12 protein-coding genes are annotated in these 13,016 nt (G+C 56.6%); 4 read left to right on the forward strand and 8 right to left on the reverse strand.

Annotated elements, in window-relative coordinates; translation table 11 throughout:
• Window positions 1-107 precede the first annotated feature (107 nt).
• The gene (locus tag ACSZO1_RS18870) at window positions 108-740 is read right to left on the reverse strand and encodes a TetR/AcrR family transcriptional regulator (protein WP_437615385.1); all 633 of its coding nucleotides are present in this window, start codon (window positions 738-740) and stop codon (window positions 108-110) included.
• A gap of 208 nt (window positions 741-948) precedes the next feature.
• On the opposite strand from ACSZO1_RS18870, the gene bhsA reads away from it, so the two are divergent.
• A complete protein-coding gene (gene bhsA / locus ACSZO1_RS18875) occupies window positions 949-1,206 on the forward strand; it encodes a multiple stress resistance protein BhsA (RefSeq protein WP_437615387.1) in 258 nt (85 codons plus the stop codon).
• 76 nt (window positions 1,207-1,282) lie between these two features.
• On the opposite strand, the gene ACSZO1_RS18880 is transcribed toward bhsA, so the two are convergent.
• Both ACSZO1_RS18880 and ACSZO1_RS18885 read right to left on the reverse strand, forming a co-directional pair.
• Window positions 1,283-2,467 (reverse strand): sugar transporter, encoded by a 1,185-nt coding sequence (locus ACSZO1_RS18880; RefSeq protein WP_437615389.1) that lies wholly within the window; start codon window positions 2,465-2,467, stop codon window positions 1,283-1,285.
• Window positions 2,468-2,693: 226 nt separating this feature from the next.
• Window positions 2,694-2,951: a hypothetical protein gene (locus tag ACSZO1_RS18885; RefSeq protein ID WP_437615391.1), complete on the reverse strand. Its 258-nt coding sequence runs from the start codon at window positions 2,949-2,951 to the stop codon at window positions 2,694-2,696.
• Window positions 2,952-3,094: 143 nt separating this feature from the next.
• On the opposite strand from ACSZO1_RS18885, the gene ACSZO1_RS18890 reads away from it, so the two are divergent.
• On the forward strand, window positions 3,095-4,255 hold the full coding sequence (locus ACSZO1_RS18890) for an MFS transporter (protein WP_437615406.1): 1,161 nt from the start codon (window positions 3,095-3,097) through the stop codon (window positions 4,253-4,255).
• Between the two features lie 76 nt (window positions 4,256-4,331).
• Here ACSZO1_RS18890 and ACSZO1_RS18895 read toward each other — a convergent pair whose 3' ends face one another.
• Window positions 4,332-5,339 (reverse strand): ABC transporter permease, encoded by a 1,008-nt coding sequence (locus ACSZO1_RS18895; protein ID WP_437615393.1) that lies wholly within the window; start codon window positions 5,337-5,339, stop codon window positions 4,332-4,334.
• A 15-nt stretch (window positions 5,340-5,354) separates the two neighbouring features.
• A complete protein-coding gene (locus ACSZO1_RS18900; protein ID WP_437615395.1) occupies window positions 5,355-6,401 on the reverse strand; it encodes an ABC transporter substrate-binding protein in 1,047 nt (348 codons plus the stop codon).
• 187 nt (window positions 6,402-6,588) lie between these two features.
• Here ACSZO1_RS18900 and ACSZO1_RS18905 point away from each other — a divergent pair, with 187 nt between their 5' ends.
• A complete protein-coding gene (locus ACSZO1_RS18905) occupies window positions 6,589-7,398 on the forward strand; it encodes an ABC transporter ATP-binding protein (RefSeq protein WP_437615397.1) in 810 nt (269 codons plus the stop codon).
• A complete protein-coding gene (locus ACSZO1_RS18910) occupies window positions 7,398-8,438 on the forward strand; it encodes a PLP-dependent cysteine synthase family protein (protein ID WP_437615399.1) in 1,041 nt (346 codons plus the stop codon). The genes ACSZO1_RS18905 and ACSZO1_RS18910 overlap by 1 nt, the downstream gene beginning before the upstream one ends.
• Window positions 8,439-8,487: 49 nt before the next feature.
• On the opposite strand, the gene ACSZO1_RS18915 is transcribed toward ACSZO1_RS18910, so the two are convergent.
• The 3 genes from ACSZO1_RS18915 to ACSZO1_RS18925 are packed head-to-tail and all read right to left on the reverse strand — an operon-like array spanning window position 8,488 to window position 12,916.
• On the reverse strand, window positions 8,488-10,317 hold the full coding sequence (locus ACSZO1_RS18915; protein WP_437615401.1) for an ABC transporter ATP-binding protein: 1,830 nt from the start codon (window positions 10,315-10,317) through the stop codon (window positions 8,488-8,490).
• 15 nt (window positions 10,318-10,332) lie between these two features.
• Window positions 10,333-11,772 (reverse strand): M81 family metallopeptidase, encoded by a 1,440-nt coding sequence (locus tag ACSZO1_RS18920; protein ID WP_437615403.1) that lies wholly within the window; start codon window positions 11,770-11,772, stop codon window positions 10,333-10,335.
• 10 nt (window positions 11,773-11,782) lie between these two features.
• Window positions 11,783-12,916 (reverse strand): ROK family protein, encoded by a 1,134-nt coding sequence (locus ACSZO1_RS18925; protein ID WP_437615405.1) that lies wholly within the window; start codon window positions 12,914-12,916, stop codon window positions 11,783-11,785.
• Window positions 12,917-13,016: the final 100 nt, after the last annotated feature.

The following is a 13,016-nucleotide window of genomic DNA, read 5'->3' on the forward strand; positions in this document are numbered from 1 at the left end:
TTCAGGCAACCGTCTGTGGTGTTTGCAGAGCTAAGATTGGCGGCTTAGCGTTGCACTTCGGAGTTGAATCCGCCTTATAATAAATTCATACAACAAGGCCTTATTTTTTATCCCACCAGCGCAGGCCACAACCGCATCATAGTATCAATCACACCGTCCAGCTCGCTGCGGCTGGCGCCTTCACGGGCGCGTACTGACATACCCGCCAGCACGCAGGAGAGATAGCGGGCTATCGCCTGCACGTCGCAATCAGCCGTTAACTCACCTTGCTGCTGACGCTGGCGTAAAAACTCCAGCAGCGTCGACTCCTGCGCATGATGACGCGCGCGCAGCATCTCAGCGACGTCAATCGCATCTGCCGACAACGCGCTGGATGTACAGATAAAAAAGCAGCCCGCGGTTTTTTTGCCGTCGGTAAAACAGGCGGCAGTGGAGCGGAAGTAGTCTTCAATCCCTTCTGCAACGCTGCGCTGCGGACAGGTCAGCGCCTCTCTGCGCTGTGCGGCAAACTTTTCGCTATAGCGTTCCAGCGCAGCGCGGAACAGTCCTTCTTTGTTCTCAAACTCGGCATACAGCGTCGGCGCTTTGGCGCCAGTCGCCAGCACCAGGTCGGCCAGCGACGTGGCCTCATAACCATGTGCCCAGAACAGTTCCAGTGCTTTATCCAGCGCCTGTTCACGGTCAAACAACTTTGGCCGTCCGCGGCTTTTTTTCACTGCACATGTCTGATGGTCACTCATGATTCTGTCCCCGCTTAGCGTCATACCTATTAAATTACCGATCATTAAAAAAATAATCAAGGCGATATCAGTCACATAACAAATAAATTAACGATCACTAATAAATAGTGTTGACGAGGGGCGCAGGGGAGGATTAGCATTTAATTATCGATCGTTAATTTAATAACGACGTCCATTACGCAATCACCTGATATTAAGAGAGAAGATTATGAAAAACGTGAAAAATGCCGCAATCGCCATCGCACTGTCCGCTCTGTCTTTTGGCAGCTTCGCTGCTGAGCTGGTTACCAGTGAACCTCTGCAACAGCAGGAAGTGGGCGTGATCTCTGCCACCGGCAGCAGCAATCTGACATCGCTGCAGGATCAGCTTGCCGCCAAAGCGGAACAGCAGGGCGCAAAGTCGTTCCGTATCACTTCAGTTACCGGCCAGAACCAGCTGTATGGCACCGCAGTGATCTATAAATAAGTGGTGGTAAAAGAATAAAGGCTTCGTCAGTGATACTGGCGAAGCCTTTATTATTACGGGCAAAAAGAGAGTCGTTTTAACCGTTACTGCGCAGTTGCGGATAGCGGTGAAGTATAAACAGACACCAGAACAGCGCCACCAGGCCAATCAGTGCGCCGACATTACCGATATCGGAGAGTTGCAGATGGATACTGACCTGGCTGCCCAGCAATGCCCCGGCACCGATACCGATATTATAAATACCGGATAACAGCGACATCGCCACATCGGTGGCATCCGGTGCCAGCGCCAGCACCCGCACCTGCATCGCCAGACCCACCATCATCATTGCCATCCCCCACACCACACACAGCAGCGTAATCGCTCGTGGCTGAACGGCGGCGAACAGCAGTAATCCCATACACAACGTCACCAGCCCAATTGCGCTAATCAGCAGGCTGGACGGGAATTTATTGCCAAATACGCTGAAAATCACGCTGCCAAGAATGCCCGCTGCGCCAAACACCAGCAGCAGGAAAGTAGTGAAGTTTTCACCCATGGATGCCAGTTTCTGCATAAAGGGTTCGATGTAGCTGTAAGCGGTATAGTGCGCCGTGACCGTCAGGCACAGCAGCAGATAGAGGCTGACCAGCGCCGGGCGTTTAAACAGCATCGGCACACTGCTTAGTGAACCGGTGTGCTCACTGGGCAGTTTCGGCAGCAGGCGAACCAGCAGTAACAGCAGCACCAGCGCCGACAGGCCAATCACACCAAAAGTGATGCGCCAGCCAAGATACTGGCCGACAATACGGCCAATTGGCACGCCCAGCACCATCGCCAGTGCGGTGCCGGTTGCCAGCATACTCAGTGCCTGATTCTTTTTACCGGCAGGCGCGACGCGAATTGCCAGCGAGGCAGTGATTGACCAGAAAATCGCATGCGCCAGCGCAATACCGGCGCGCGATGCTACCAGCGACCAGAAATCCCACGCCACCACTGACATCACATGGCTGGCGATAAACACGGTAAACACACAGCCCAGCAGCAGGCGCCGCTCGACATTGCGCGTCGCCAGCATCAGCGGCAGTGACATTAGCGCCACAATCCAGGCGTAGATGGTGAGCATGATACCGACATCGGCCGTCTGCATATTAAAGCTGGCGGCGATATCCGACAGCAGACCGACCGGCACAAACTCGGTGGTATTAAAGATAAATGCCGCGATGGAGAGCAGAACGACACGCAGCCAGGCCGTTTTGCGTGAAACAGTGGTTGATTGCATTGGGTAGACAAAGAGTTAGAAAAGTTAATTCATTTCGCCAGGGCGAAATCCGGCTGGGCGCGGAGCGTGAGGCCCATCACATTTTGTGTGCGTATTGTGTTTTATTTATGCGCCGAGTTAAACCGGAAATTTGTCAAAATCGACAGTTTTTTTGTGCCTTACCGCTGAGATGGAAAATCGTTGTGGTTTTCTGTCACACCACGGAGCAGAAAACCACCTGACAGCATCAGATCAACGATCCGGACAGCGGCGCAACTTTACTTCTGCGCCGAAGTACCTTCTTTACCGGTAGCGGGCAGCAGTCACTGCAGCCAAAAGCCGAGGGGTAATATTTTCTCGCCTGTTTAATCGCATCCGCCACGGTATAAAAGCTGCCCAGAAACAGGCGATTAGCGTTGCGGGGCAGGTATTTGCAGCCGGAAGTGTGTACGATATGACTGTCATGGTAACGCCGCTGCATATCAACATAATAATAGTGGGTCATAACAACTCCTGTTTGCTGTGTATAAAAAAAGGAACAATGAAAAAAAAAGTCTTATGGCAAAAAATATAGTCAACAAACCGGCAGCAGTTGCGGCAGGAGTTGATCCTGGACAAAAAACAGACAAATCCTGTCTGCCGGGAATCATGTCGATTGTCATGCTTGGCGTGGTACAGATTCTGGCGTGGGGCGGATCGTTCTATATTACGGCGGTGCTGGCGACGCCAGTGGTGCGTGAAACCGGCTGGTCACAGCAGTGGGTGTATGGCGCATTGTCGTTAGGTATTCTCGTCTCCGGCCTGCTGGCGCCGCTGAGCGGGCGCATTATTGCGCGCCACGGTGGTCGCAGCCTGCTGGCCGCGAGTGGTCTGGTGATCGCGGCAGGGCTGGTGGTGATTGCGTTATCTCACGCCCTCTGGCTGTATCTGCTGGCGTGGGTGGTGATTGGCGCCGGAATGGCAATGGGGCTGTATGATGCACTGTTCGCCACTCTGGGGACGCTGTATGGTGGCTTCGCCCGCAGCGCCATTACCGGCATTACGCTGATTTCCGGTTTTTGCACCTCGCTGGTGTGGCCCGGCACGGCGCTGCTGATTGAGTGGCTGGGATGGCGCGATGCCTGCCTGGCTTACGCTGCGGTGCTGGCGCTGACCGTCTGGCCGATGTATCGCTATTCGTTGCCTGTCACTGCGCCACTGACGGCGAAAAGCGTCAGTAAGCAGACAGGAAAAGGTGCACTGGTGCCGTTTCTTTTCTGGCTGCTGTGCGCCATTTTTACTCTCGCCTCAGTGATTATGACGGCGATTTCGGTGCAGCTGATTACGTTGCTGCAGGCCAGTGGTTATTCGCTGGCGGCAGCACTGGCGATCAGCACCATTCTTGGTCCGTGCCAGGTGGCATCACGTATCGTCGATATCCTGTTTAAGCGTGGTCACCCGATCTGGACCACCTTTTTCTCCGTGGGTCTGGTGGCGCTGGGGCTGCTGATGCTGGCACTGTTTCCACAATTCGCGGTGCTCAGTATGCTGCTGTATGGTGCAGGCAACGGGTTGCGCGCCATTGTTCGCGGTACGTTGCCGCTGGCACTGGTTAAGCCGGAAGAGTATGCGCTGGTGGTGGGGCGAATGGCACGCCCCGCACTGATCGGACAGGCAGTGACGCCGCTGTTGTGTGGCTATGTCTGGCAGAGTATGGGCGCTCAGGCTATGTTGTGGCTGCTGTGTGCGCTGGCGCTGATCAATGTGCTGCTGGTGGTTATCCTGAAACGGGCGTTACCGCCGCCGGAACAGGTCAGTCACGCAGGATAGGGGCTGCGCAAGAGTGCACAGCTCATTCCAGTAGCTAAAGCGGATACGATGCCGCAGTGAATTTATCGTCATGCAGTTACCATTTAACCAGCCCACGCTGCCACGCCAGCACGCGGTCGCGCAGCGTAAACAGCAGAGTAATCAGGGAAGAGAACAGCAGTGCCATCACAATCAGCGCTGCGTACATATTGGCGTAAGCCGCCCAGCCCTGCGCCCATTGCAGATACCAGCCAAGGCCCGATTTCACCCCCATCATTTCGGCGGCGACCAGCACTGAGAACGACGCCCCCAGCCCCATAAACAGCCCGACAAACACCTGCGGCAGCGAAGCCGGTACGGCAACACGCACAATCAGAAACAGGGTACTGGCACCAAGGGTGCACGCCACATCGTAGTAACGTGTGTCGACGCTGGCGACGCCAGACCAGGTCAGCACGGTTACCGGAAACCAGGTTGCCAGCGCGATAAGAAAAATCGCGGCGGAGAAGCTGGAGGGCAAAAAGTAGAGTGACAGCGGCAACAGCGCGGTGGAGGGCACCGGACCGAGAAAACGCAGCACCGGATGTACCCAGTACCCCAGGCCGCGCGACCAGCCAATCGCCACGCCAGTGAGAAACCCGCTGATGCTGCCGAAAGCAAATCCCAATGCCAGCAGGCGCAGCGAATGCAGCACACTGTCGCCCAGCCGCGGCCAGTCAGTGGCGTAGGCCTCGATAAGCGCGCGTGGTGGTGCAAAGAACGGCACTGGCAGCCACGCCAGCTTGGCGGTCACGGTTTCCCAGATGGCAATCAGCAGTGCCAGCGCCAGCAGCCAGCGTGCCGTATGCTGTAACCATTGACGTAACACTGGCAGGGCAAGAAAGCGACCCGCCAGCACGGTCAGTGATAACAGAATGGCCAGCGCCAGGAACAGTTGATGGGTTTCGCTGACAAAACGTGGCGCGGCAAATCCGGCCGGCTTATCCGGCCAGAAGATCATCAGCGCCGCCAGCGCCCACCATGCCAGCACAGCAGTCAACAGCGCGGGAGTGATACGCGCGTCAGTATCCTGCTCACGGACAAAAGAGACAGTTTCACTGGACATCATCGCTCCTTACCTTCAGGCCGCATGGTGCTGATGTTGCGCGCCCGCCGTCAGCACATCGGGTACATAGTGATCAGCAAAGCGCCGGGCATCGGTATCCGGGCGAATGACATTAATGGTTTTCAGTTCATTAACGTAAATCGCCACCTCTTTACGCAACTGTTCGCCCGTGGAGTGATGGGCATGAGTATGTTCGCTGAGCATGGCCGTAATATCTTCGACCGGCACCGACCCCGGAACAAACGGCGCGAAGATTTTCGCCGTCTCTGCCGGATGATCGGCTGTCCACTGCTGGGCATCAACGATCGCCTGGGTGATGGCCTGTGCCACTTTCGGGTTATCGCGTACCAGTGATCCACGCAGTCCCAGCACGCAGCAGGTGAGACTGGCATACTCACCATTCAGGTTATTATCCACTTCCACCAGCTTGTGCTGTTTTTTCAGCAGCCAGCCCTGCGGATCATCAGTGGCCAGCGCCTGGACTTCGCCTTTGCGCAGCGCCTCGCCAAACAGATCGGCCGGATATTGCAGCCAGTTCACCTGTTTGTCCGGGTCGATACCCAGTTTTGCCAGCTGGATTGCGAAAAAATTGCGAATAGGGCTGGCCTGATCCGTCACCGCGACCGATTTACCCATCAGATCCTTCACGCTGGTAATGCCGGAATTCTCCGGTGTCAGCAGACGCATACAGCCGCCGTGTGTGCCTACGGTGAGGTCGACATCAAATCCCTGCTCCAGCGGTTTCAGCCAGCGCAGCGCCATGCCGATACCGCCATCGGCCTGTCCGGTGGCAATGGCCTGCAGCAGCGCATCGGTCGGGCCACTAAAATTCACCGGCTCAACGTTCAGACCATATTTTTTAAAGAAGCCCTGTTTCAGCGCGACGGAAATGGGCGACTGACAGACGGCCGTTTGCCCCCACGCCAGTTTAACGGTGGTCAACGGATTCTCTGCCGCCAGGGCGCGCGCGGGAATCAGTGCTGTGCTGCTGAGTCCTGCGCTTAATAATCCCAGATTGCGGATAAAATGCCTTCTTGAAAGCGAATAGTGTTTGCCGTGCATATTTTCCTCGCATAAACATCCCGTTTAATTCACGTCATGATGCAAAGAAAAAGTCGTGGCGAGAAATAACAAAGCCGCATGTCATTATGCGCGAAAGGATAAAAAGTAAAGTGAGATAGCTTTGCCGGAATTGATATTTTGATTTGCCGTTGCCGGTGATACATCTGTGCAAAACGGGGGAGGGAAGATGACCGAAACGGTAATAAATACTTCATGGCGTGGACTGGCATTAAATATCAGTCAGGTCAGTCACCAGTTCTGGCTGGAGAATGATGCCTTGCCGGTGTTGCAGCAGGTGTCACTGCAGGTAGAACCCGGTGAGTTCGTGGCGTTACTCGGGCCATCCGGCTGCGGCAAATCGACACTGTTGCGGCTGGTCGCCGGACTGGATACGCCCAGTGACGGGGCAATTTTTGAAGACAACCAACCGCTGACCGCACCTGATCCCTCACGGGTGGTGGTCTTTCAGGACCCGACGCTCTATCCGTGGCGCACCGTGCGTGGCAACGTGGCGCTGGGGCTGGATACTCAGGGCTGGCGTGATGAGCAGGCGCGTTCACGCGTCAGCAGTATGCTGGAACGGGTTGGCCTGACGGAATTTGCCAATGCCTGGCCGCGTCAGCTTTCCGGTGGCATGGCGCAGCGTGCGGCGCTGGCGCGGGCGCTGGTCAATAAACCGCGTTTGCTGATCCTCGATGAACCGCTGGGAAAACTGGACTCGCTGACCCGTATCCGCATGCAGAGTGAACTGGTCAGTCTGTGGCAGGAACAGCGTTTCACTACCCTGATGGTGACGCATGATGTGGAAGAAGCGTTGCTGATGGCGAACCGTGTGGTGGTGTTCAGCCCGCGCCCGGCAAGGATTCTGGAAATTATCCCGGTCGACCTGCCATTCCCGCGGCGGCGTAATGATCCTCAGTTAATTCGCTTACGTACCCGCGCGCTGGCACTGCTGGGTGCGGAATCTCCTGCAGTGGCAACGTCAGAGGTGCAATAATGAGTGCAGCGATCAAACAGTCAATTGCCGAATTAGTCGGGCGGACTCCATTATTATCTCTCAATGGTCTGGTGAAAACACATCAGCTGGGTGCAGAGATTATTGCCAAGCTGGAATATTTTAATCCGAATAACAGTATTAAGGATCGTATTGCACTGGCCATGATTCAGCAGGCGGAATATAGCGGAAAATTAAAACCTGGTGATACGATTGTGGAAACCACCAGTGGTAATACCGGTATTGGTCTGGCGGCAATTGCAGCCGCACGCGGTTATAAATTTCGTGTCTATATTAATGATTATGTCAGTGCCGAAAGAACGAAAATCGTCCGTGCATTTGGTGGTGAAGTGATTAAATTCAGCGAAGTGGAGCATTTTCCGGAAATTCTGGAAGCCAGTGATGGCGATTTTGTCGCGGCCACCAAATGGCTGGAGCAGAATGTGATTGCGAAATTGCCCAATCACTACTTTTGCTATCAGCTGGAAAACCCGGCCAATCCCAATATTCACCGGCTGACTACCGGCCCGGAAATCTGGCAGGACAGTGGCGGGCAGGTGGATATTCTGATTGCCGCGGTGGGAACCGGCGGCACGGTATCCGGTGTCGGTCACTACCTTAAGCAGCAGAACCCGGCGATCAGGATTATAGCCATTGAACCCGGTGTGGCCTCGCGCCCGAGTGCCGATAATCCGGAACCGGTGGAAATCACGGGTGTGCACCAGTTTACCGATATCGCGCCGGAACGCATTCCCCGCACCATGAATACCGCCATTTATGATGAAGCGATTGCCGTGGAGACCTGGCAGGCGTATGCCGCGGCGCGTGAAGTGGCGCAAACTGACGGTATTTTAATTGGTGAATCTTCCGGCGCGGTATTGCATGCGGCAAAGCTGATCGCGCAGCGGCCGGAAAATGAGGGCAAAAAGATTGTCGCGATCCTGGCGGATAGCGGTTTAACCTATCTGACCACCGATCTATTTAATGCAGAGGTGGGGGAAGTGCAGCTCAGGGCCAGCAAGGCGAAACCTGTTGCAGTCTGATGGCTTTTGCCCGCGTTAACCCGCCATGGTGGATTAACGCGTATCAGTGTCAGGACGATGGCGTCATGACCCAGTGGCCGCCGCCCAGATCGCGGTATTCGCGTTGCGGATGCTGATAATGCAGCGGGCGCACCGGGCTTTTCAGTTCATCGACCACCAGATGACGTTTCAGCGCCCGACGCGCCGGATCGGGCACGGGCACGGAAGCGATCAGCTTGCGGGTGTACGGATGCTGTGGCCGCTCGAAGATAGCCGCACGTGGACCAATTTCGACAATCTCGCCGAGATACATCACCGCCACCCGGTGGCTGATGCGTTCCACCACCGCCATATCATGGGAAATAAACAGAAACGACAAGTCCAGAGACTGCTGCAGATCCATCAGCAGATTCACCACCTGCGCCTTGACCGACACATCCAGCGCCGAGACCGACTCATCTGCCACAATCACTTTCGGATTCAGCGTGAGCGCCCGGGCGATGCAGATACGCTGGCGCTGGCCGCCGGAGAATTCATGCGGATAGCGGTTCAGCATACTGGCCGACAGTCCCACACGCTCCAGCAGCTCGGCAGCGGTGCGCCGTGCCTGCGTTTTATCTGCCAGCCGATGCTGCAGCATCGGTTCCATCAGGGTGTCGCTGATTTTCATCCGCGGGTTGAGACTGGCGTAAGGGTCCTGAAAAATCATCTGGATATCACGCCGCATGGCGCGCAGCTGAGTTTTATTTAGCTGCTGCACGTCATAGCCATTGAGCCGGATATCGCCCTGCTGTGGTGTCACCAGCCGGGTAATCGAGCGTCCGGTGGTCGATTTACCACAGCCGGATTCACCAACCAGCGACAGCGTTTCGCCCTGAAACAGATCAAAGCTGATATTTTCCACCGCATGCACATGCCCCTGCAAACGGCTGAAGACGCCGCCGCGTACCGGAAAACGGGTAGTCAGATTTTTCACTGACAGGATCGGCTCGCTGTGATGCTGCGGCGCATTGCCCACCGTTTCCGGTGCCAGCAACGCGCCCGTCTGGCTGTCAATCTGCGGAAACTTCAGCGGCAGCGGGCAGTCGCGCATAGCGCCAGGGCGTGGCACCGCCGCCAGCAGTGTGCGGGTATAAGGCTGCTGTGGTGCAGCGAAGATGTCGCGGGTGGCGCCACTCTCAATACCTTCACCGCGATACATCACCAGCGTGCGATCAGCGATTTCCGCCACCACGCCCATATCATGGGTGATAAACAGTACCGCTGTGACTTCCTCTTCCTGCAACGTTTTAATCAGGTCGAGGATTTGTCCCTGAATGGTGACATCGAGTGCGGTGGTGGGTTCATCGGCGATCAGCAGTTTTGGCCGCAGCGCCAGCGCCATCGCAATCATTACCCGCTGGCGCATGCCGCCGGAAAACTGGTGCGGATACTCATCGTAGCGTGCCGCAGCATTGGGAATGCGTACCTTTTCCAGCAGGCGCAGGGTTTCTGCCCGCGCGGCTTTCGCCGACAGTTTACGATGTTCGATCAGCGATTCCGCAATCTGGTGGCCGACAGTGAACGCCGGATTCAGGCTGGTCATCGGCTCCTGAAAAATCATCGCCATCTGGTTACCGCGAATATCGCGCATTGCTTTGTCGGACAGCGTCAGCAACTCCTGACCGTTGAGGCGCACTGAGCCGCTTATCAGGCTCTGCCGGGCCGCCAGCAGACGCATAATCGACAGTGAGGTCACGCTTTTGCCGGAACCGGACTCACCGACAATGGCCAGGGTTTCGCCCGGGTAAATGGCGAAGCTGATATCGCGCACCACGGGCGTCCAGCGCTCGTTAACCAGAAATGAAGTGGTCAGATTCGCCACTTCCAGTACCGGCATCGGCTGTTCACTGCTGTTCATCTGCTGGCCTCCGTCTCAGAACCGCGCCCGTGCCGAGAAGGTCACGACAGGGGTATAGCTGAAGTCTTTATCGAATGGGAAAGTCGCACGCTGCTTGCGCAGACGCGGCACGCGTTCGACAAACTGATCCACCACGCCGGGTGACAGTGCCATCAGATTCGGGCGGGCAATCGGTGCCAGGTCTGGTGACAGATAACCTGATTTCACCACCACGATTTTCGCCTGCAGGGGGTCGAGTCCCAGCTGATGGAAATCAGACAGATTGTGGTAAGGGCGACGGCGATCCGCCACCACCAGCAAAATGCCGCCACAGCGCAGCACTGCCTGGCGGGCAGTCCCTGGCGTGGTGGCATCGAGCAGGGTGATTACCTGGGCGTCAAGCAGCACCGGCTGACTGGCCGGGTCGAGTGATGCGCCGATATTGAGTGACAGTGTCACGCCAGTGCCGGCCTGATGTGCCGCGCTGGTGGCGGCCGCATCGGTAATGCCGGCAACAATCACCCCCTGCGCCTGCTGTCTGATCAGTTCTGCCAGCACATCGGCGCGGTCACCGACGCCGCCGCCGGTTGGGTTATCACCGGAATCCGCCAGAATGACGGGCTGAGTGGGACTGGCAATCGCTTTGCTGACACACTGTTCAATTGATCCGGTTTCACAGCCAAAGACGAAATCTTCGCGTGCCTGCCAGTACGCTTCCGCCAGCTGACTGGCGCAGGCGGTCAGCTGCTGTGCATCGGTGCCGGTGAAGATGGCGGCAGCGGTAGCGCGTGGTTCGTCAGCCCAGACATAGCCGACCATCAGCGAACTGTCCCAGATACCGGGTGTGGTATCCAGCCCAGGCAGGCGGGCGTAGAGGCTTTTCGCCGGTTCATCTTCCGTGCTGGTGCGTTCGCCGGGTAACACCACCGGGACGGGGGCCCAGGCCACCACTGGACGGACGCCGGTTTGCAGGCTTTTCACCAGCATCGACACCGAACGGCGCATGGTTTCTTCAACATCAATATGCGGCGCGGTGCGGTAGGTGGAAAACATATCAATTGCATCGATAATCCGCTGCGTGACGTTACCGTGCAGATCGTAACTGACGCTGATCGGGCAGTCATCGCCCACCAGCTTGCGCGCAGCACTGATCCAGTCGCCTTCGGCATCTTCCATGCCTTCCACATACATCGCGCCATGCATCGCCAGATACAAACCATCAATCGGCAGTTGCTGCTGCAGACGATCGAGAAATTCCTGTTTCAACGCTTCGTAAGTGACGCGTGCCACCGGGCCACCAGGGATGGCCCGCGCATGCAGCGTCGGCAAAAAAGTGGCCGGATAGTCGCGCAGAAACGCAAAGTAGGGCGTGTCGCTCAGCGCCGCACCGCGTAACACGCGAAAGTCCTCTTCATGGCTCAGCACCGGGTTAAAGGTGCTGCATTCGGTATGAATACCCCCTACGGCAATTCGCATAGTGACCTCATCAGGCAAGCGGAGTAAGAAAACGGTGGGCGGCGACACTGGCGGCCGCCTGCGCCCAGCTGTTATCAGCCAGGGCAAAAGGGATCAGTGGTGTTTTACCGGCAAAGCCGGGCAGCACATGGGATTCCAGCGCCTGGCGCACCACGGTGCGGAACAGCCCGTCAAAAGCATCTGGCTGATGGGCAATCAGCACGGTTTCTGGATCGTTAATCTGAATCAGATGCGCCAGCGCCAGACCGAGCGCATGACCCGCGCGATGCACAATATCCAGCGCGGCGTGGGAACCATTCTGCGCCAGCCGTTCCAGCTCCGGCAGGCTGCTGGCCGCCAGCTGCTGCTGGCGTGCCTGTTCTTTGATGGCAATCAGCGAGGCGATGGTATCGAGGCAGCCGCGTTTACCGCAGCGGCAGGGCGCGCCTCCTGGTTCGATGGTGCAGTGGGCGATTTCGCCTGCACCACCGTGTGCACCGCGATACAGCGCACCATGAATGAAACTGGCGCTGCCGATGCCATCGCCGTGACTGAGCAGAATAAAGTTTTGCAGTGTGCGGGCGTGACCAAACAGTTTTTCACTGACCGCCAGCGCCTTGGCATCGTTTTCCAGAAAAGTGTCAATGCCGGTCGCCTGCTGGATCAGCTGCGCCAGCGGCACATTACGCCAGCCAAGCAGCGCCGACTGCACACAGTTGGCCTGATGTTCATCAATAAAACCGGAAAGGGTCACACCCAACCCTAATACCTGCTCGGGGGAGATCTTTCCTTTCGCCAGTAATCCCGGCAGCGACTGCCGGATATTTTCCACCAGTATTTCCGGTGCGTGATTTAACGGGAAAACGCAGTCAGCAATTATTTCACCGAGTAAATTAATTAATACCATCTGAGCGGGTGCCGCGGTCAGGGAAATACCGATAAAATAAGCCGCTTCGGCACGCAGAGTTAATTTCACCGACGGGCGGCCCTGACCACTGCTGCTCAGGGTTTCCGCTTCACTCACTAAACCCGCGGCCAGCATATCGCGCACAATACCGCTAATCGCCGCTTTGCTTAAGCCGCTGAACTGCGCCAGTTCACTGCGGCTCAGGCCTTGTCTGGCGCTGATTAACTGTAACAACTCACGTTGGGTGGTACTCAGCATGGGGTTCCCTGACCTGGCAATCGCTGGGCGGATTCAACTCCGAAGTGCAACGCTAAGCCGCCAATCTTAGCTCTGCAAACACCACAGACGGTTGCCTGAA

It is taken from the genome of Erwinia sp. V71 (assembly GCF_965644245.1).
Classification (GTDB): Bacteria; Pseudomonadota; Gammaproteobacteria; order Enterobacterales; family Enterobacteriaceae; genus Erwinia.